Here is a 21,565-nt window from a genome sequence, read left to right as displayed (position 1 = left end):
TCAATATCAGTCAAGTCAGTTCCTTTAGGAAACTACTCTTTGATTAACCCATTGGTATTTTCATTTGTCCTACGTTACCAAGGGGAGTGAGGAGCAGAAAAATAAACTTCTAGATTGAGTTCCTTATTGTTCAAACCTAGTACCTCTATCAGAGGTTACAATATGTCCAGCTTTCTCTGGTACTGTCTTTCAAGGGGCAATCATGGTATTAATAACTAGCTGACTCTTTTACATCTTTAGATACCAAGCTTTTTTATCAGTTAGTTTCACCAAAAAAGCCCTTAGAAAACTAATTCTAAGGACTTTATTCATCATTTGGGACAATCAGCTTGTCTGGCTGCTGACTTTTTCTAAAATCAGCCTTAAATCGTGAAATCCAAAACCTTTCTTCCTTGAATGAGACCACGTTCCATTTCGTCAAAGACTTCTGGAGCAGTCTCAACTGGAACCTTTTCTACAACTGGCACAACCAGACCTTCTGCACCAAAGGCAAAGGCTTCTTCCAAGTCTTTACGAGTTCCCACAAGTGATCCGACTACCTTGATTCCGTCTAGGACAGTCTTTACGATAGATAATTCCATGTATTCTGATGGAAGTCCTACAGCAACAACAGTTCCTCCTGCACGCACACTATCAATAGCTTGGTTAAAGGCTACTTTAGAAACAGCGGTTACCACAACGCCATGAGCACCACCTGTTTTTTCTTGGATATAGCCGGCAACATCTTCGATTTCTTTACCATTGACAACGATATCTGCTCCAACCTCCTTGGCCAGCTCTAGCTTATCATTGTTAATGTCCACTGCTACGACATGAGCATTGAAAACCTTTTTAGCATACTGAACAGCTAGGTTACCAAGTCCACCGGCACCAAAGATAACAATCCATTGTCCTGGAGCGGCACCTGCTTCTTTGATAGCCTTATAGGTTGTAACGCCTGCACAGGTAATTGACGATGCTTGAGCTGGGTCAAGACCATCTGGCACTTTCACAGCATAGTCAGCTGTAACAACTGCATACTCACTCATCCCACCATCAACTGAATAGCCAGCATTTTTAACTGAACGGCATAGAGTCTCGCGACCTGTTGTACAATATTCACAATGACCGCAGCCTTCAAAGAACCAAGCAATCGATACACGATCACCAACCTTTAAGGAAGTAACACCTTCACCTAGCTTTTCGACAATACCGATACCTTCATGACCGAGGATACGCCCCGGAACCTGACCAAAATCACCATGCGCAACATGCAAGTCAGTATGACATACGCCACAATATTCTACTTTAACAAGAGCTTCTCCATGACCGATTGATGGTACATCATGCTCTACAACCTCTACACCACTGCTGGTTTGGTTAACAACTACAGCCTTCATAGGATGCCTCCAATTTCTAAGTCTCGGTTTATCTATTTTTGCAACCGTTTACAATTTGTATTGTATACTTTTTCACAAGGTTTGTCAACCAATTTCTTGAAAGTTTTCTGAAAATAAACTTAACCAGTTAAGTTAGCTAAAAAACAGCATCTGGACCATTCCAAATGCTGTTGTCATTTTTATCTATTTATACCTTATTCCTTTAGGCTGTAATGTCATTTTCAATAATCACTTTAAGGGCGTTATTGCTGCCGGCATTTTTAAAGACCTCATAGGCTTTTTCAACCTCTGACAGCTTAAAGTGATGTGTTACCATCTTAGTTGCATCAATCTTACCTGATTTTAGAACATTTAATAGCATTTCTGTCGTATTGGCATTTACTAGGCCAGTTGACATCGTAATATTTTTGATCCATAGGTCCTGTAGGTCCAAGCTAACTGGTTTTCCATGAACACCAACGTTAGAAACATGCCCGCCTATAGCAACAATCTTTTGACAGATATCAAAGGTAGCAGGATAGCCCACGCACTCAATGGCAACATCAACGCCTCGACCATCAGTTAATTCATGGACTTTTTTAACAATATCATCAAGATCACCAGAACAAATCGTATCTGTCGCTCCAAAACGCTTAGCCGCTTCTAAACGTGATTCTGATAAGTCAACCATGATCAGCTTAGCTGGTGAATAAAATTGTGCTGTTAAAAGAGCTGCTAGTCCGATAGGACCTGCCCCAACGATACACACTGTGTCACCCGGCTTTACCTTTGCAGACTGAACGCCTATTTCATAGGAAGTTGGGAAAATGTCTGACAGCATAACCAAGGCATCATCCTCAACGGTTTTAGGAGCATGATAAAGACTGCCATCTGCTTGAGGAATATGAACATACTCTGCTTGTGTCCCATTAATCAAATGCCCTAGAATCCAACCACCGCTTTCACAATGAGCAGGAATTCCTTTTTTACAATAATAGCAGGTATTGCAGGCTGTGATACAGGAAATAATAACCTTATCACCTACCTTAAAGTTGTTCACCGCAGAGCCGACTGACTCGACAATACCAATACCTTCATGACCTAAAATGGTACCATGAGTAGTCTCTGGGACATCTCCACCTAAAATATGTAAGTCTGTTCCACAGATTGTTGTTTTCAATAAACGAACCACAGCATCTGTCGGAGCAAGAATCTCTGGTTTTGGTTGATCAATAAGCTCCAGCTGGCCTGGAGCAACATATGTAGCTGCTTTCATAAAACGTCTCCAAATTTAGTCTAGAAAATGTAATCGATTACATTTTTAGTATAATTTTTTACACCCTCTTTGTCAATTAATAAAAGGTAATTTTAGAAAAAGTCTGACAATATCATTATTTCGGTTTTTGTTTGATATATAAAGGTTTTCAACATCATTACCATCATTAAAAAAGCAATCACTCCTTGTTTTATTAGAAAATAAAGCTCATCAGATAGACGCAACATGTTATTTTCTTCAGCTAATTGCTAAGTGCAGCTAAGTCGTAACTATCAGCCACTTTATGAATATGGCAAATGAAGCTTCCCCCTCTGATGGAATGCTCTGTAAAACCATTGTCTTAAAAGCTTTATATGATATCTAAGAAACTACCCCTGAGTTAAGCTATCTCAACACAAGGCACTGCCGGCCTTTTCATCTAACACAGCCCTTTTCATAGCTAGATAAAAAAATAGAAGCCAAGCAGCTCCTATTTTTATTATTAATGATCGATTTTATTTCCGACGTCCTGGACGCTCTGCGTAACCATAATAAGCATCATTCATGATTTCTTCCATGTGCTCAACCATTGGTAAGCGCGGGTTAGCAGGTGAGCATTGATCCTCGTAGGCAAGATAAGCAAGCTCACGAGTATGTGCCTTCCATTCTTCCTCATCAATACCTTGATCTCTGAAATTCATCTTAATGCCTAAGCGGCAGCCAAGATCATAAACAGCCTTAGCATAGGATTCAACACCTTCTTCTGGAGTAGATGCTGGAAGCCCTAGCAATTTAGCGATGTCTTGATATTTTTCATCAGCGCGATAGTAATTGTACTTAGGCCATGTTGCTGTTTTAGCAGGACGGGTACCATTGTAACGAATAACGTATGGAAGCAAGATAGCATTGGTACGTCCATGAACAGTATGGAATTGTGCACCAATCTTATGAGCCATTGAGTGAGAAATACCTAGGAAGGCATTAGCAAAGGCCATACCTGCCATTGTTGAGGCATTATGCATTTTTTCACGTGACTCAAAGTCAGCTTCCTTAACAGATTTTTCAAGGTTTTCAAAGACAATCTTAATGGCTTGAAGGGCCAAACCATCTGTAAAGTCATTAGCCATTTGTGATACGTAAGCCTCGGTTGCGTGGGTTAACACGTCCATACCTGTATCAGCTGCAATGAAGCCTGGTACTGTAAGCACCAACGCCGGGTCAACAATGGCTACCGTTGGTGTCAATGAATAGTCAGCAATTGGGTACTTGCGGTTGTTGGCCTTATCTGAGATAACAGCAAACGGTGTAACCTCTGATCCTGTACCTGAGGTTGTTGGAATAGCCACAAATTTTGTTTTCTTACCAAGCTCAGGGAACTTGAAGGCACGTTTACGAATATCCATGAATTTTTGAACAAGATCATGGAAGTCAACCTCTGGTTGCTCATAGAATAACCACATTACCTTTGCAGCGTCCATTGGAGAACCACCGCCAAGAGCGATAATCGTATCTGGCTTGAAGGTACGCATCAGCTCAGTACCTTTCATAACCGTTGTGATATCAGGATCTGGCTCAACATCTGCAAAAATTTGATAAACAACCTTATTACGACGAAGGTCAAGCTGCTCGATGATACGATCTAAGAAGCCAAGCTCAACCATAGCGTGGTCGGTAACAATCATCACACGCTCAACGTCACGACATTTTTGAAGGTATTGAATTGAATCACGCTCGAAGTATGTTTTTGAAGGAACTTTAAACCATTGCATATTATTTCTACGTCTTCCTACTTTTTTGATGTTCAAGAGATTTACAGCACTAACATTATCACCAACTGAGTTACGTCCATAAGAACCACAGCCCAATGTTAATGACGGTAGGAAGGCATTATAAACATCACCGATACCACCAAATGTAGAAGGTGAATTCCAAATCACACGAATAGCACGAATTTTTGTCCCAAATTCCTTAGCTAAGTCTGCATCAGCAGTATGGATAGCGGCTGAGTGACCAAGTCCGTTAAATTCAACCATTTGACGCGCCTTTTCAACACCATCTGTGCGAGATTCAGCCTTCAAAACAGCGATAACTGGTGACAATTTTTCACGTGTTAATGGTTCATTTTCAGAGACTTCCTTACATTCTGCTGCAAGGATATTAGTTCCCTCTGGTACTGTAAAGCCTGCCTGCTCAGCAATCCAAGCTGCTGGCTTACCAACAATATTAGGATTTAATTTAGCACCTGCACAGTTCTTGCTGTTAGCCTTGGCACCAAAACAGAATTCTTCTAAAAGAGCCTTTTCTTTCTTATTGACAAAGTAAGTATGATAAGACTTAAATTCATTAACGAATTCGTCATAAATTTCCTTGTCAATGATAACTGCTTGCTCAGAGGCGCAGACCATACCGTTGTCAAAGGATTTAGACATGACAATGTCGTGAGCTGCCTGACGAATGTTAGCGGATTTTTCAACATAGGCAGGAACGTTACCAGCACCAACCCCAAGAGCTGGCTTACCACATGAGTAGGCTGCCTTAACCATTGCATTACCACCAGTTGCAAGAATTGTTGCAATGCCATCATGATTCATCAGAGCGTTAGTTGCTTCTAGTGATGGGGTTTCAATCCATTGAACACAGTCCTCAGGAGCTCCTGCTGCAATGGCTGCATCACGAACAATGCGTGCTGCATGAGCTGATGATTCTTGAGCTGATGGGTGGAAGGCAAATATAATAGGATTACGTGTTTTTAAGGAGATTAAAGATTTAAAAATAGCTGTTGACGTTGGGTTGGTTGTTGGGGTAATCCCACAAATAACACCTACTGGCTCAGCAATTAAGGTCAAACCTGTGACATCGTCTTCTTCAATGATACCTACTGTTTTTTGGTGACGCATGTTATTAACAACATGCTCACATGCGAAAAGGTTTTTAGTAGCCTTATCTTCAAAAACACCACGACCTGTTTCTTCATAGGCATGTTTAGCTAATTCACCATGTGCATCTAAAGCAGCAACAGAAGCCTTTGCTACAATGTAGTCGACCTGTTCTTGGGTTAATTGACGCATTTTATCAAGCGCTACTAAACCTTTTTGAACAAGAGCGTCAATTGTTGCGGCAACAGTTGTTGTTTCAACAGTACTATTTTTTTCAGTCATTTGAGACTCCTTTACCTTGTTAAAAGTTTCACAATTTGTTTACAAAAATATTATATCATTTTTTGGCATTTTGTAAATCATTTCACAATAAAATAATGAAGTTTTTTCAATTAATTTCTGAAAGCCTTTGGTAACAAGGGTTTTAGCTTGGTGGATTTTTTCTGAAATAATGGCAGATGCATTCATATTGTTGAGAAAGCACTTTCTTTTTAGGGGCAAGCTAATTGATCAAATGATACTCTTTAGAGCTGCCTCACCATCAGCAACAACAGTTAGTGATGACACCTGTTAGATAGCTGGAAGATTTATCTTGCGGCCCTTAGTGCAGGACGAACTAAGGTTCACATCATAAAAAGGCTTGATCTATTTCTAAGACCAGGCCTTTGTTATTAATCCTTAACGACTTGTTATTAGCAGCCGCTATTTGGCATCTTTTTTTGCTGCTCGCTCAACAGCCGCTTGGATCGTTGAGACATATAAGTCAGCACCCTTTAATTGGGCGTCGTTATTGTAGTGGACCCCATCACTACCATACCAGATATTTGGATTTTCGACTGCCGCCTTGTACCAGTCAGCAACTGTTACATAGCTATATTTTTTAGCCAGCTGCAACAAATGCTCTCTAGCCTCTGCTACCTGTGCTGCATTCTTAGCATCATAGGGCGACACAATCACCAAGCGATACCCCTTTGGCAGAGCATCGATAAAGCCTTGAATATCCTGAGTATAATTATAAAGGGAATTAACACCAACAGCTAAAACCGTTGTTTTTGATAAGCTCTTGGATTGGATATGATTTTCAAAAAGCTCAAAGGCTTCACTGAAATTTCGACTGACAGCAGCATCCAGCTGAGCAGTCGGCATTAATTTTGAAAAAGCGTCACTAGACCTCAAGGCAACTGAGTCACCAATAATGCTAACATCACTAAGAGCATGCGCATCTCCTGCTGCCAAAGTATGTGTCTTATTGAGGTTACTTTGAGATTGCTGCAAGGAATCTACTAAAAGCTGTGCCTCAAAATGACCGACCTTTGGTGCTGTCAAACAGGTACCAATCATCAACAAAAAGAGTCCTAAAGCAAGCCCTGATAACCATTTCTTATAGGGATTACAATCAATTGCTAAACCAAAAAGCTGTGGCGTCTTACCTTGAACCAAAGGCTCAATAATGTAGTAAGAAAGCGTTGAAAACACTACTGAAAAGAAAACCGTTAAGATCACTGCCAGCCAGTTAGACATCAGCTGTGTAAAGATAATGTAAAGTGGCCAATGGAATAAATAAATCCCATAGCTAATATCCGCAAGATAAGTCACAAGCAGTGGCTCCTGCCAGGTTGGTGTCTGATCATTCAAAACACGCGCAGCATAAATCATCACCGAAGCAAAAAGACTGGCTAAGACAAAGCCAAAAAGATAGGTAAAGATATGGTTAAAATCTAACACAAGCGTTAGAAACAACAACAAAGCAAAAGCACCAGCCATCACTCCAATAACATGTAGCCTTGGCCACAGTTTAACATTCTTTTGAAAGCGAACAGTCGTGTCCTTAATTCCCGTCATGGCTGCAAACATGGCCCCTAAAAAGAAAGGAAAGCTGTGTGAAAGCGTTGAAAAGTAAATGGAAGAAAAATCTGACACAAAGAAGGCTCTGATAAACATGCTGAAGTAGCTAAGTGTAAATACTGCTGAGGAAATTAAAAACAGAATGCCTCTAAATTTCTTCTGACTGTAGCCTTTTTTAGCTAATAACCAAACCAACAGCCCCCAAAGCAAATAAAAATGCACTTCAATAGCCAAGCTCCAGGTATGCACAAACAAATGCGGAATGAATTGACTTTCATAGCTACTGCCTGTCAGCAGCTCATAACTATTTGTTGTAAACCCTAGGGCAGCTGCTATTTGCTGACCAATACCAGCAATGAAGTCACTTTTGACTAAAAAAGTGAAGGGAATTGTTAAGAGAATTAACAAGACAAGCGGCGGTACAATACGATAAAAACGCCTTCTAAAAAAAGCAACCACATCAATGGCCTGTTTTGAGACATATTCATCAATCAACAAGGCTGTAATCAGATAGCCCGAAAAAGTAAAGAAGATGTCAACGCCAACAAAGCCTCCTGAAAAAGTATGCTTAAAAAAGTGATAGAGCAACACCAGCAAAAGACCTGTTACCCTAATAAACGAAAACCATTTTATCCTCATTTTTGAAATATCCCCTGCTTAAAGGTTCCTTTGTAAACCTTTGAATCCTTCGCCTTCAAAGTGCCCTTGCCATCAGCCTGACCTTTTTTAAATTGTCCGCTGTAAGACCACCCTGTACTAGCCGTAAATGTTCCTTCTCCGTCAAAGACTCCCTTATGAAAATCTCCAACATAAGTATCCCCATTTGGATAAACCAGTTTCCCCTTGCCATTCATTCTGTGATTAAGGACATAGCCGGTGTACTTGATTTGCCCATTGTCATAGGTTAAGCTTGCTTTTGAGGATACAGTCAAGGTTAAAACCGACAATCCACAGACAATAATCACAAGAACTGAGATAATCTCTAGCTTTGCCCGAGTGATCTGCCATTTTTGAATCTTATCTATTATTGCTTTCATTACTATTACTCATCTATTTCTACATGTGATTCATGTTCAGCGCTGATTTGACTCAACCAATGCTGACAGCCCGCTTTAACCAAGCGATAGGTTTCTTCAAAATCTCCTGTATACCAAGGATCCGGAACGCCTCCCTCAATAAAAAGATGGATCTTGGAATCCCACTGATGCTTGGACATTTGCTTCAAATCCCTGATATTATGGCTATCCATTCCGATAATATAGTCAAACGCTTCAAAGTCAAGGCTGGTGATTTGCTGAGAGGTTTTCTTGCTATCATAGCTAATCTGATACTGCTGCAGTAGCGATTGTGTCCCATGATGAATCGGATTACCATGCTCCCAGCCAGAGGTTGCACGACTCTCCACCTGTAGCTCATCAGGACTGGCCATGCTTTTCATGACAAATTCGGCCATAGGACTACGACAAATATTTCCAAGACAAACAAAGCATACTTTTTTCATGAAAAACTCCTTTTACCTATTATAGCAAAATTATAGGTCCAAAAGGAGAAATCACTCTTATAATTTTCGTTCAATTGATCTAAAAAATGTTTTTTTAACGCTTCGTCTAGTGAAAGCACCTCTACTTCCCTGACCAATCAACCCCAACCTCACATCGTTTTACTTTTTTCCCTAACGCATTAATCGTTCTAGTCTCAGTAGCCGTTAGGCTTATTAAGCTAGCTATTGAAAATATAAAAGACTTGACACCGGTAAAAACAAAGGAATCAAGTCTTACATAGCTATTTATGTCTTAATGATTTTTCTCATAGGGATAGCCTAAGTGCTGATAGGCCTTTTCGGTTACAACCCGACCTGTTCTGGTACGCATGATAAAGCCCTTTTGAATTAAATAAGGCTCGTACATGTCTTCTACTGTATCTCGCTCCTCTGCTATATTGACAGATAAGGTCCCAAGACCAACCGGCCCTCCTTGGTACACCTCAATCATGGTACGAAGGATTTTTTGGTCCACATAATCTAAGCCTTCCTGATCCACATCTAACATCGTTAGGGCCTTATCTGTAATTTGAGTCGTAATCATCCCATCACCCATAATTTGAGCATAATCACGCACCCTTTTTAACAAACGATTAGCAATACGAGGGGTTCCACGACTTCTACGTGCCAGCTCATAAGCAGCCTCATGCTTAATTTCCATGTCAAAAATATCAGCTGTACGCTCCACAATCTCTGTTAAATCAGCTGTCTGATAATATTCCATATGTCCTGTAATCCCAAAACGAGCCCTCAAAGGATTTGACAGCATGCCTGCACGAGTCGTTGCTCCAATTAATGTAAAGGGAGGCAACTCCAAATGCACACTCCGGCTAGTGTCTCCAGCGCCAATCATGATGTCAATGTAAAAATCCTCCATGGCACTGTACAAGATTTCCTCAACAGCCATCGGCATACGATGAATTTCATCAATAAAGAGGACATCTCCTGGCTCTAAATCATTCAAAATCGCCACCAAATCACCAGCCTTTTCAATGGCTGGTCCAGAGGTCTGCTTGAGATGAACTCCCAATTCATTGGCAATGACAAAGGCCATCGTTGTCTTACCCAAGCCTGGGGGACCAAATAACAAGACATGGTCCAAGGACTCCTCACGCCTCTTGGCTGCCTCAATAAAAATCATCAGCTGGTCTTTAACCCTATCCTGACCGATATACTCACGTAAATACTGTGGACGTAATGTCCTCTCAACAGACCCTTCATCGCCTATCAGATCATTATCTAAAATTCTTGTCATAGAGCTATTATAGCATAAATAGATGATTTAGCTTTAACCAACACGCCACCAGTCAATATCACTAAGTAATTGGGCAGAATGAAGTAGAAGTAAAGCAGCTAAAAGCAGATAGTATTGATATTTTTTAAACATATAAATGGAACTCCTTTAATCAATTATTTGTTATATAAGGATTATATATTATTCCATTTTCAATAAAAATGACATTTTTGTCCTATTGATATTGTTTTATATCTTTATCCCATTCTTCTCTTAATTTCTTTTCTAAATACTGATCTCCTGTTAATTGAGCAAACAGGCATGCCTTATCATAACATTTTTCTGCCATTTCTACGTCTTTTTTCTTCATTAAAGCGTATTTCCACTCTATCAAATTTAAGATAGGCATTCTATTAAAATCCTGAGTCTTGAGAATAATTTTTTGACTAAGCACAATAACCTTCTCAAGAATCTCCAGCTTATTGTTTTTGATGCTCAACGAGGAAATCCCTATAGCTATTTTATTGACGATAAATAATTCCTCTAATTCAAAATGTTCAAACTGATTTAACAAAATGTCTAATAAAGAATCATAGAATCCTTTATCTGAATACTCTCCATTCATTCCCACAATATCCAGATACGCTAAATACAGCTCAATAAGAATAAGGTCATTCTCTCTAAATTGAGTCTTGCTTTTTGTCTGTTCAAAGTATTCCTGTAATAACCCAACTCCAAAATTGATATTCTCAGTTAATAACGTATCCATTATGGACTGCAAGCAGTCCACCACAAGCTTTTCTTCCTCTGGCAGCTGATCATAATAATCTTCAAAAATTTCGTCAAATTGCTCTTCACGTAGCTTTAATTTGTCATCGTCCATATAGGTCGGTGTTCTTAAAATCAAATATTTAAGCTCCTTATAGCGCTTCGGTAGCTCCAAATCCTCTCCGTCTGTCAAAAAGCCGACACTAACGTCCAAAGCCTTAGCAATAAAAATCACCTTTGATAGGCTGGGAATCGATTGGCCCAGTTCTATTCGTGCCAATTGACGAATGGATAATTCTGACTCATCTCCACATAAATCCTCTCTGGTAATTTTTTTCTGATACCGAAGGTCTCTCACCTTTTCACCAAAATTGTCTAACATGTTTCCCTCTTCAAGACACTATTTCTTTCATTATATCACATAAATTAATTAATTATTAATTTTTTGACTCCATTCTATAATAACATTTCTGTATTTTTAGAAAAAAAGAAGGCCTATTGCCTTCTCAGATTGAAAAATGTCTATTTTAGAGCATTTTCTTAAGCGATATAGCTAGTGACAGCCTCTCTTGAAATACTATTCTTCATTTTGAGAATTAGCTCCGAGGAATTCATTTTCAAGACTTTTTAAACAAATCTGGGCTTAGCTACAGTCTAAAAAGACGCGCTGTTTTCTTCCTATAATCCTAATCGGTCGAAAATAGCATCGACACGCTTGGTATAATAAGCTGGATTGAAGAGCTCATCAAGCTCATCTTGCCTTAATTTTGCAGTGATATTTTCGTCTGCTTCAAGGAGCGGCTTGAAGTCCACTTGGTTGTCCCATGAATAGGCTGTCTTTGGCTGTACCAAGTCATACGCCTCCTCACGCGTCATGCCTTTTTCGATCAGCTTAAGCATCACACGTTGGCTGTAAATCAAGCCAAAGGTAGAGTTCATGTTACGAGTCATGTTTTCTGGAAAGACTGTCAAATTTTTGACGATATTGCCAAAACGGTTGAGCATGTAGTTGATGAGGATAGTCGTATCTGGTGTGATGATCCGCTCTGCTGACGAGTGCGAAATATCACGCTCATGCCAGAGCGCCACGTTCTCATAGGCTGTCACCATGTGCCCGCGAATGACACGCGCAAGCCCCGTCATGTTTTCAGAGCCGATCGGATTACGCTTATGAGGCATGGCAGAGCTTCCCTTTTGTCCTTTGGCAAAGAACTCTTCTACCTCACGTTGCTCAGATTTTTGCAGACCACGAATTTCAGTTGCCATGCGTTCAATTGATGTCGCGATACTAGCAAGCACTGCAAAGTACTCGGCATGAAGGTCTCGTGGCAAGACCTGAGTTGAGATTTCCTGCGGGCGAATGCCTAGCTTGCCACAGACATACTCCTCAACAAATGGCGGGATATTGGCAAAGTTTCCAACGGCACCTGAGATTTTACCGGCCTCAACACCAGCAGCCGCATGCTCAAAACGCTCTTGATTGCGCTTCATTTCACTGTACCAGGTCGCCAATTTGAGACCGAAGGTCGTTGGCTCCGCGTGCACACCATGAGTACGCCCCATCATGATAGTCATTTTGTGCTCCTTAGCCTTCTCAGCCACAATGTTGGTAAAGTTTTCAAGGTCACGACGGATAATGTCATTAGCCTGCTTGTAGAGATAGCCATAGGCCGTATCCACCACGTCGGTTGATGTCAAGCCATAGTGGACCCACTTGCGCTCCTCACCGAGCGTTTCAGACACCGCACGAGTAAAGGCCACCACATCGTGACGGGTCTCTTCTTCAATCTCCAAAATACGATTGATGTCAAAACTCGCATTGGTGCGAATCTTCGCCACATCTTCCTTGGGAATCTCACCCAACTCAGCCCATGCCTCATCAGCCAGGATTTCCACCTCCAACCAAGCACGATACTTGTTCTCTTCACTCCAAATCTTCGCCATCTCAGGGCGTGAATAACGGTTTAGCATAATTAAGATACCAAGAGCGGCCAGAAAGCAACTGAATTTTAGAAAACTAAAGACGGTCATTTACGCCTGAGGAAGTTTAGCTAAATTCCGAGCTTTCTGCTCGAATTCAGTTTGGAAATTCTAGCGCTCATTTCCTTTCTACATAGTTAATAGTAATGCTTTTAAAGTCTTATGCGCAATAATGTCTATATTGTGATTAAAAGTTAGGGCATCAATAGCTGATTGTACCAGTATTGTAAACCTCTTTGCAAGTATATAAAAGATCTGCTTTGTCATGATGCCTCTAGTAAGTTCATTATGTGAAAACCTATATGTCGTCAAGCTAGACGAAATACTTTTCTGATTACAATTCTCAATTCTCACAACATGCTCAACATCATGACCAGTCTTTTGAAGGGCATAGCCATAAATTGTTCCAATAACACCCAGTCCTAAATACTAATTCTTCATTAGCTACTCAAACTCCTCTTTGCCTATCGCTATTGACGGATAATGGGGCAATTGCGATAAATCTGTATCCAACGGCAAATCATAGATGGCAAGGTAATCAGCTGGATATTGATTTTGTAGCTCAGCCATTTTTCCAGAAATTGCTTGGGAATTTTCCGAAGCAAAGACAACTTCAACAACGCCTGTTTCACCATTTTCAATAAAGGCATGAACAATGATTTGTATCATATGAACCTCCTAGAAATCAACTCCTAATCCAAATTCATTAATAGTATCAGGAGATCCCCCCAACACCGTCACGTGTCCCATTTTGCGGTTGTGCTTGGCTTCTATTTTACCATAGAGGTGGAGGTGGGCGCTAGGGTTTTCTGTGATATAGGCTTGGGCTTGTTCCATGTGCTGGCCTAGGACGTTGAGCATGACAGCTGGGGCATGCAGGTGGATAGATGGTAGGGGTTGACCTAGCACGCCTAAAATATGGGTGTCAAACTGTGAAAAATCACAGGCTTCGATAGAATAATGCCCAGAGTTGTGGGGGCGTGGGGCAATTTCATTGACCAAAATCTCGTCGCCTGCCACAAACATTTCCACACAAAGAGTTCCAAAAAGGTTGAGCTGCTCTGCTATTTTGACAGCCATAGCTTGTGCTTTAGCGCTCAAGGCCTCTGAAATGCGGGCTGGGACGATGGTTTTTGAAAGGATATTGTTGCGGTGGCTATTTTCCTGAACAGGAAAGACTGTCACCTCCTTGCCATTGCCAGATATAATAACGGAAATCTCTCGATCAAAGCTGACAAATTCTTCCAAGACACACTCGGTTGAATGAGCTAGCTGATTAGCTTTTTCAAGGTCTGCTTCTGTGCGAATCACGACTTGACCATGCCCATCGTAACCACCCGTTGCTGTTTTTAAGACATAGTTTTTTGAGAAATCCAGCTGCTTCAAGTCAAGGCTGGAGGACACCACACGATAAGGAGCTACTGCCACACCAGCTTTATTAGTTAAAAAATCCTTTTCAAAAATGCGGTTTTGAGACATGCGAAGCAGGTCCGTTCCTTGCGGGAGCTGCTCCTCTTTTACCACTGTATCAAGAGCGTCAGCGTCTACATTTTCAAACTCATAGGTCAAAATATCACAGCGCTCAGCCAATTGACGCAGCGCCTCCACATCGCTGTAAGGCGCCACAATAACCTCACTCACGCGCGACGCTGGACAATCCGCTGTTGGATCCAGCGTAATGACCTTATGCCCCATGTAAATGGCTGAAATCGCCATCATCTGCCCCAGCTGACCACCACCGATAATACCTATTGTTTTAGTTAAGCTCATTGGTTGACTCCTCTGCAATCCGTCCTTGTTCCTTGTGGAAATGTCTGAGCTGCTCTGCGATTGTTTCGTCCTCAATTGAAAGGATCCGAAGGGCAGTCAGTGCTGCATTGGTTGCTCCTGCCTCTCCAATGGCCATGGTTGCCACAGGCACACCACCTGGCATCTGCACAATTGAGTATAACGAATCAAGACCACTAAGAGCACGCGATTTGACAGGCACACCAATGACAGGAAGTGTCGTCTTTGCAGCGATCATTCCAGGAAGATGAGCTGCTCCGCCAGCACCAGCAATGATGATTTTAATACCACGTTCGCGTGCTTTCTCAGCGTATGTGAACATGAGGTCCGGTGTGCGGTGGGCAGAGATCACTTTTTTTTCGTAGGCAAGACCAAACTGGTCGAGGATTTCGGCGGTTTTTTGCATGGTAGCCCAGTCAGATGTTGAGCCCATGATGATAGAGATAATTGGTTTCATATTTTCTCCTTAAAGATTTTTGATACTTTTCTTAAGTGGCGGGGTCGTCAGTAGCCACCATAGGTGTTTCATGACTAACTTGAAAGCCTAAGGTCTTTCAAATTCCCCCGAGTGACCTTGTCACTCTTTGCGCTACGGCGAAAAGTATCGTGTTAGGCTCGCTTTTGCTCACCGATAATAAGTCATTGTCATCATAGCGACCTTCGGTAGCTTGAGCTAGCGCTAATGTATTTTACTGCTTTTCTTCCAATATCGTTTCGGTAGAATAATCCTTCGGTGTTTTGCTGAGCAAGTTCGGTATAGATTTTTTCTTGCGCAGCTGGGACGGTAGCTGCTGTGGTGACTAGCATGTAGACCCGGCCACCGTTTGACAGCAGTGCTTTGCTATTTTCCGCAAGCTTAGCCCCTGCGTAGTAGGTAATGATGTCACCAGTGGTCTTTGCTGGCAGAAGCACACCTTTCTTGTAAGCAAGCGGATAACCGTTTGAAGCAAGGACAACGCCGAGCGTCACTCCCTCGTCTGACCATGTGATATTAGCTATGTTGCCCTCTAATATATCAGTAATGTTCTGTGCAAAATCAGAGGTCAGGCGAGGAAGGATAACCTGAGTCTCAGGATCACCAAAGCGAGCATTGAACTCAATCACTTTTGGTCCATCTTCTGTCAAAATCAAGCCACAGTAAAGGATTCCAAGATAGGGACGCCCCTCTGTCATCATCCCTTTTAGAACAGGCTTGACAATGGTCTCAACTGCTGTATCCACCACACTTTGAGAAAGATGAGGCACTGGTACATAAGCCCCCATACCACCTGTATTTGGCCCCTTGTCACCATCAAAAGCCCGCTTGTGGTCCTGCGCTGTCGGCATGAGGTAAAACTGATCGCCATTCACAAAGGCAAAGAGAGAGAACTCTTCACCAGCTAAAAATTCCTCAATCACCACGCGCGCACCTGAATCACCAAATTTATTATCCAAGAGCATGTCACGCGCCGCCTCAACTGCCTGCTCTACAGTCTCTGCTACGACAACACCCTTTCCTAGCGCCAAACCATCTGCCTTGACTACGATTGGCGCGCCCTTTTCTTCGATGTAGGCCTTGGCTTTTGCAAAATCAGAAAATGTGCCATAGGCTGCTGTTGGAATACCGTATTTGACCATGATTTGCTTAGCAAAGTCCTTTGACCACTCCAGCTCCGCTGCTAAACGAGAGGGCCCAAAGGCTTTCAAGCCAGCCTGGTTAAACTCATCAACAATACCAGCCGCTAATGCGTCATCTGGTCCCACAAAGGTCCAGGCAATGTCATTTTCCTTAACAAAGTTAATCAAGGCATAATGTTCGGAAATATCAATATTTACCCGCTCTATGCCATCAAGGGTCATGCCGTCATTGCCAGGTGCCACAAAAACCTGTTCAACGCCATTTGACTCTAACAATTTCTTAGCAATCGCATGTTCACGACCACCTGAACCGATAACTAAAAGCTTCATCACACACCTCATAATACGAATTTTATAAACATATTTTAGCATAATTGTTCGTTTATATAAATAACTAATCACCAAAGAAAGCCCAAAACATAAAAAAATGATACCTTTTGTAAAAATAAGGTTTATAGAATAAACCACCAGATCTTATATAACCACAACTTGCCCCTTCAGATGAGGTGCTGGTGTCTACTATAAACTGCTTTTGCTACAGGGATCAGGCGGCTTGCCTATTGGCCTTTGGAAGCTAGGGAGCACTAGCAGTATTTAGAGGCTGAAATATTTTTCCTTACGATTTTTTAAATCAAGGACATTTTTGTCCTCTTTCTTGCGAATAGTAAGTTACAGGAGGTAATTAATGAAAAAAGTCTATCAATTGTTAACTTCAGGAGCAATCCTTTTAGGTGTTAATGGTGCAATATCCTCTACCACAACAGCGATTTCACAAGGCCAGTCGGGTATCGTGCACGCTGCTGTTTTAGGGGATAACTATCCAAGTAAGTGGAAACAGGGCTTCGGAGCTGATCCTTGGAACATGTACTTACGTCAGTGCACTTCTTTTGTAGCATTCCGACTGCATTCCTCAAATGGATTCAGCCTGCCTAGAGGCTATGGTAATGCTGAAAGCTGGGGACGTATAGCTAAACACCAAGGCTATCATGTTGATCATATACCTAGAGTTGGCGCTGTTGCTTGGTGGGATAAGGGCTTTAACCAATCACATGCTCTATATGGACACGTCGCCTGGGTAGCAGAGGTCAATGGTGACACTGTTGTTATTGAGGAATACAACTATAATGCCGGACAAGGACCTGAAAAATACCATAAACGACAGATTCATAAGCATCAGGTAAGTGGTTACATTCACTTCAAGGATCTGGATCACAACTCTACCAGCCACACGCAGGTGTCGCATGCTTCTCAAGCAGGACCAGCTAGTTTAGCCAAAACTGGTACCTATTATTTTTCAAGCCAAAGTCCTATAAAGGCTGAAGCTACATTAGCAAGTCCTGATTTAGCTTACTATCATACTGGACAGTTAGTGCACTATGATCAAACCCTTGTCGCTGATGGCTATGAATGGCTCAGCTATATCGGTCATTCAGGAAATCGTCGCTACATTCCAATTCACAAATTGCCGGTTCAGCCTCAGCAACATAGTCAAGCCTCTATAGATAAACCAAAGTCTGTGGCGACCACTCCTATCAAGGTTGGAGATACTGTAGCCTTTCCTGGTGTTTTTCGGGTCGATCAGGTCGCTCAGAACATGATTGCAAGCAGTGAATTAGCCGGTGGAGAGCCAACCTCCTTAAACTGGATAGACCCAGCTCCACTCCACGAAACGGACCATAAAGGACGTATTGCTGGAAATCAGATTTTGCAGGTGGGTGATTATTTTGTCATTTCAGGAACCTATAAGGTTCTAAAGGTTGATCAGCCTAGCAAGGGGATTTACGTGCAAATGGGTTCACGTGGAACATGGTTAACAATAGATAAGGCAAAGAAGGTCTAAAACCTTTAGGCTAACGAAAAAGCCTTTTATGATAATGCTTTCCTAATACATACAGCAGCTGTCTCCTTTGAAATCTCCTCTTTAGGTGATGCGTCTAGAGCTCAAAACACTCAAATACTGATTGATAACGGATCTGGTCACTGTTACCACAACAAAAAGTAAAGCCTTGTTCCTTCATAAATTCTTGTATTAGTCACAGTAAAACGAGGCTGAAACAATAGTATGACCACCAAATAAAACAGGCTCTATAATTTCTGTAGTGGGTAAGTCCACTGCAGGGGTTATAGGGCTTTATGAGTATCAAAAAAGTCCCATATGACCTATAATGAAAAGCGACTAAACTATCATTTAGAAAGACTCATATGGAACAATCACATGTTATCACACAACTACTGGGAATTAAAGACCCTCATATCACATTCTCCAAAGAAATACACGACATGAAAACTCATAAGGAATTGAAAGCTGTCCTTGACTACGATGCCCCACCTTGCCCTAACTGCCAAAGTCAGATGGGCAAGTACGACTTCCAACGGGAATCCAAGGTCCCTTTTCTCGATTGCGCAGGCTACAAGACTTTGATTCGCCTCAAAAAGCGCCGTTTCAAATGTCAGTTTTGCGGAAAAATTACTGTCGCTGAGACTTCTCTAGTCCCTAAAAACCATCAAATACCAACCATCGTCAAACAGAAGGTGGCCCAGCTTCTCATCGAGAAAGTCTCCATGACCGCTATCGCTGATAGACTATCCATCTCCACCTCAACCGTCATGCGAAAGCTCAACGAGTTCACGTTCAAGTCTCATTTGACTTATTTACCCGAACATATGTCCTGGGATGAATATGCCTTTAAGAAGGGCAAGATGAGCTTTATTGCTCAGGACTTTGACACCAACAACATCATCGCTATTTTGGATGGACGGACGAAAGCTGTCATTCGCAACCACTTCCTGAGATATCCTCGGCAGGTCAGAAACGACGTTAAACTCATCACCATGGATATGTTTACCCCCTATTACAACCTGGCTAAGATGCTTTTCCCAAACGCTCAGATTGTCCTTGATCGTTTCCACATTGTGCAACATTTGGGACGTGCCATGAACCGTATCCGTACTCAAATCATGAACTCTTTTGATCGAAAATCCCACGAATACAAGGCTTTGAAACGTTACTGGAAGCTGATTCAACAAGATAGTAGCAAACTCAGTGACAAGCGTTTTTACCGCCCGACTTTTCGCATGCATTTGACAAACAAGGAGGTGGTCGAGCGGCTTTTGAGCTACTCTGACGAGCTTAGAAAGCATTATGACCTTTATCAGCTTCTGCTTTTTCACTTCCAGGAAAAGCAAGCTGACCACTTTTTCGGCCTGATTGAGGAGCAGATAGACAGCAGCAATCCTCTCTTTCAGACCGTTTTCAAGACCTTTTTAAAAGACAGAGACAAGATTGAGAACGCACTGGATTTGCCTTATTCTAACGCTAAACTGGAGGCTACCAATAATCTCATCAAAGTCATCAAGCGCAATGCTTTTGGATTTCGGAACTTTGAAAACTTTAAAAGACGGATTTTGATCGCTATCAATATGAAAAAAGAGAAGACCAATTTGGTCCTCTCCAGATGTTAGCTTGTCAACTACCCACTACAGTTGACATGGAGCCATAAAACAAGCAAACAAGTCTAGTTTTCATAATCTCAGAAAACTAGACTTGTTTGCTTTTTAATGAATCCAGCTAGGTAATAAAGTATATTAACCAAGAATTTCTAAAGTGCAACTCTTTTGGCTCCAGTCTCTTTTTACTTTATTAATGTCTAAAATGTCTCACACCTGTGAAAATCATGGTTATACCATGCTGATCAGCAGCTGCAATAGATTCTGAATCACGAATAGAGCCTCCAGGCTGGATAATAGCCTTGATACCAGCGGCAGCAATTTCTTCAATGCTGTCTGCAAATGGGAAGAAGGCATCGCTAGCAAGAACTGCTCCCTCAAGCTGCCCCGTTGCTTGCGCAATAGCAATACGAACAGAGGCTATTCGGTTTGTTTGCCCTGGACCAACGCCCAAAGTCATATGATCATTAGCAATGACAATCGCATTAGACTTGACATATTTGATGGTTTTCCAAGCAAATGCTAGAGCAGCCATTTCCTGTTCATTTGGCTGACGCTTTGTCACCACTATCCAATCTGCCGGAGACTCTGTGACAACATCTTGATTTTGCACTAGTAGACCACCAAGAACTCCTGTATATTCTGCTTCTATTTCACTAGCCTCCTGAGCAGCAAATGGCAATTCAAGAATTCGCAAGTGCTTCTTTTTATGGGTGAGAACAGCTAGCGCTTCTTTGGAATAGCCTGGTGCAATGATCAATTCAAGAAAAATAGCATGAAGCTTCTCCGCTGTCGCTAGATCCACCTCACGATTTAGGACAACAATACCACCAAAGATAGACACCGGATCAGCTGCATAAGCAAAATCCCAAGCTGTCTCAATATCATCTGCCTGACCAATACCACATGGATTCATATGCTTGAGTGCTACAACGGTTGGACGCTCCTTAAAATCACGAATAATACGAATCGCAGCATCTGCATCACGAATATTGTTGAATGATAGCTCTTTTCCATTTAGCTGCTTGGCTGAAGCAATTGAATAGGTTGTTGGGAGCGCTCTTTGGTAAAAATCTGCAGCCTGTTGAGGATTTTCACCGTAACGCATGCTTTGCTTCAAATCATAGGTAAGCGTGAGCTTTTCAGGCTTTGTCTCACCTGCTTGTCTTGTAAAATAATCTGCAATCACTGCATCATAGGCTGCAGTATGGCGAAAAGCTTTAGCTGCTAAGCTTTGACGGGTTTGGTAACTTGTACTGCCAGTGCTAGCCAACTCTCCTAAAACGAGCGGATAATCTGTCGGATCAACCACTACCGTAACACTAGCATGATTTTTAGCCGCTGAACGCAGCAGTGAAGGACCACCAATATCAACCATATCAACAGCGACATCATAAGTGACATCTGGACGGCAAATGGTTTCTTTGAAGGGATAAAGGTTAACAACAACAAGGTCTATTAATTCAATCCTGTTTTGCTTTGCTGCCTGTAAGTGGTGCTCAATGTCACGACGAGCAAGTAAGCCACCATGAATGAGAGGGTGCAGCGTTTTTACCCGTCCGTCCATCATTTCAGGAAAGCCTGTCACATCGTCAATAGCAACAGTAACTACACCAGCCTCTTCAAGAGCAAGCCTTGTTCCTCCTGTTGATATAATATCCCAGCCAAGATGCTTAAGCTCCCTAGCAAGGTCCACAATCCCTCTTTTATCTGATACGCTAATTAAGGCGCGTTTAGTCATTTTAAGTTCTCCTTAGAAAAGTCTATTTTCCTCAATAGCAGTGCCATCATCAAACAAGTCTTCTAGCCTTTGTTAGCCACCATTAGCGCAGCTGCTATGATAAACGACATGCCACA

General features: G+C 41.8%; 18 protein-coding genes. 2 read left to right on the top strand and 16 right to left on the bottom strand.

The features are described from left to right. Positions 1 to 362: 362 nt before the first annotated feature. The 15 genes from adhP to purD form a co-directional block, all read right to left on the bottom strand. A complete protein-coding gene (gene adhP / locus I2432_RS00325; RefSeq protein ID WP_012514722.1) occupies positions 363 to 1,379 on the bottom strand; it encodes an alcohol dehydrogenase AdhP in 1,017 nt (338 codons plus the stop codon). Between the two features lie 202 nt (positions 1,380 to 1,581). Next, the gene (locus tag I2432_RS00320) at positions 1,582 to 2,634 is read right to left on the bottom strand and encodes a zinc-dependent alcohol dehydrogenase family protein (protein WP_012514721.1); all 1,053 of its coding nucleotides are present in this window, start codon (positions 2,632 to 2,634) and stop codon (positions 1,582 to 1,584) included. Positions 2,635 to 3,128: 494 nt separating this feature from the next. Beyond that, positions 3,129 to 5,771, bottom strand: coding sequence for a bifunctional acetaldehyde-CoA/alcohol dehydrogenase (gene adhE, locus I2432_RS00315; RefSeq protein ID WP_164336748.1), 2,643 nt, complete (start codon positions 5,769 to 5,771; stop codon positions 3,129 to 3,131). A gap of 420 nt (positions 5,772 to 6,191) precedes the next feature. Continuing rightward, on the bottom strand, positions 6,192 to 7,973 hold the full coding sequence (locus I2432_RS00310) for an acyltransferase family protein (protein ID WP_206158872.1): 1,782 nt from the start codon (positions 7,971 to 7,973) through the stop codon (positions 6,192 to 6,194). Next, positions 7,970 to 8,371 (bottom strand): MORN repeat-containing protein, encoded by a 402-nt coding sequence (locus tag I2432_RS00305; protein ID WP_164336752.1) that lies wholly within the window; start codon positions 8,369 to 8,371, stop codon positions 7,970 to 7,972. The genes I2432_RS00310 and I2432_RS00305 overlap by 4 nt, the downstream gene beginning before the upstream one ends. Positions 8,372 to 8,376: 5 nt before the next feature. Next, entirely contained in the window at positions 8,377 to 8,835 is a 459-nt protein-coding gene (locus tag I2432_RS00300; protein ID WP_164336754.1) for a low molecular weight protein-tyrosine-phosphatase, read from the bottom strand. Between the two features lie 292 nt (positions 8,836 to 9,127). Then, the gene (gene ruvB, locus I2432_RS00295) at positions 9,128 to 10,129 is read right to left on the bottom strand and encodes a Holliday junction branch migration DNA helicase RuvB (RefSeq protein ID WP_111677625.1); all 1,002 of its coding nucleotides are present in this window, start codon (positions 10,127 to 10,129) and stop codon (positions 9,128 to 9,130) included. 33 nt (positions 10,130 to 10,162) lie between these two features. Next, on the bottom strand, positions 10,163 to 10,261 hold the full coding sequence (locus I2432_RS10490) for a quorum-sensing system DWW-type pheromone (RefSeq protein WP_200831644.1): 99 nt from the start codon (positions 10,259 to 10,261) through the stop codon (positions 10,163 to 10,165). 82 nt (positions 10,262 to 10,343) lie between these two features. Continuing rightward, on the bottom strand, positions 10,344 to 11,258 hold the full coding sequence (locus tag I2432_RS00285; RefSeq protein ID WP_115251528.1) for a helix-turn-helix domain-containing protein: 915 nt from the start codon (positions 11,256 to 11,258) through the stop codon (positions 10,344 to 10,346). Positions 11,259 to 11,554: 296 nt separating this feature from the next. Continuing rightward, positions 11,555 to 12,847: an adenylosuccinate lyase gene (gene purB / locus I2432_RS00280; RefSeq protein WP_206158871.1), complete on the bottom strand. Its 1,293-nt coding sequence runs from the start codon at positions 12,845 to 12,847 to the stop codon at positions 11,555 to 11,557. Between the two features lie 138 nt (positions 12,848 to 12,985). Continuing rightward, complete coding sequence (locus tag I2432_RS10485; protein WP_372585987.1) at positions 12,986 to 13,258, bottom strand: hypothetical protein; 273 nt, start codon at positions 13,256 to 13,258, stop codon at positions 12,986 to 12,988. A 42-nt stretch (positions 13,259 to 13,300) separates the two neighbouring features. Further along, positions 13,301 to 13,525 (bottom strand): hypothetical protein, encoded by a 225-nt coding sequence (locus I2432_RS00275; protein WP_012514713.1) that lies wholly within the window; start codon positions 13,523 to 13,525, stop codon positions 13,301 to 13,303. 9 nt (positions 13,526 to 13,534) lie between these two features. Then, positions 13,535 to 14,626: a 5-(carboxyamino)imidazole ribonucleotide synthase gene (gene purK / locus I2432_RS00270; protein WP_206158870.1), complete on the bottom strand. Its 1,092-nt coding sequence runs from the start codon at positions 14,624 to 14,626 to the stop codon at positions 13,535 to 13,537. Continuing rightward, positions 14,613 to 15,101 (bottom strand): 5-(carboxyamino)imidazole ribonucleotide mutase, encoded by a 489-nt coding sequence (gene purE, locus I2432_RS00265; protein WP_206158869.1) that lies wholly within the window; start codon positions 15,099 to 15,101, stop codon positions 14,613 to 14,615. Before purE ends, purK begins: the two co-directional genes overlap by 14 nt. Positions 15,102 to 15,292: 191 nt before the next feature. Further along, a complete protein-coding gene (gene purD, locus I2432_RS00260; protein WP_206158868.1) occupies positions 15,293 to 16,591 on the bottom strand; it encodes a phosphoribosylamine--glycine ligase in 1,299 nt (432 codons plus the stop codon). A 355-nt stretch (positions 16,592 to 16,946) separates the two neighbouring features. Between purD and scrM the strand changes: the two genes are divergently transcribed. Both scrM and I2432_RS00250 read left to right on the top strand, forming a co-directional pair. Beyond that, on the top strand, positions 16,947 to 18,101 hold the full coding sequence (scrM, locus tag I2432_RS00255; RefSeq protein WP_206158867.1) for a peptidoglycan hydrolase ScrM: 1,155 nt from the start codon (positions 16,947 to 16,949) through the stop codon (positions 18,099 to 18,101). A gap of 362 nt (positions 18,102 to 18,463) precedes the next feature. Beyond that, complete coding sequence (locus I2432_RS00250) at positions 18,464 to 19,723, top strand: ISL3-like element ISSeq1 family transposase (RefSeq protein ID WP_014622390.1); 1,260 nt, start codon at positions 18,464 to 18,466, stop codon at positions 19,721 to 19,723. A 178-nt stretch (positions 19,724 to 19,901) separates the two neighbouring features. On the opposite strand, the gene purH is transcribed toward I2432_RS00250, so the two are convergent. After that, positions 19,902 to 21,449 (bottom strand): bifunctional phosphoribosylaminoimidazolecarboxamide formyltransferase/IMP cyclohydrolase, encoded by a 1,548-nt coding sequence (gene purH / locus I2432_RS00245; protein WP_043038324.1) that lies wholly within the window; start codon positions 21,447 to 21,449, stop codon positions 19,902 to 19,904. Between the last annotated feature and the right edge of the window lie 116 nt (positions 21,450 to 21,565).

The sequence above is a fragment of the Streptococcus equi subsp. zooepidemicus genome, assembly GCF_015689395.1.
Taxonomy (GTDB): domain Bacteria; phylum Bacillota; class Bacilli; order Lactobacillales; family Streptococcaceae; genus Streptococcus; species Streptococcus equi.
Note: the sequence above shows the minus strand (reverse complement) of the source record. Positions and strands in the feature narration are given on the sequence as shown.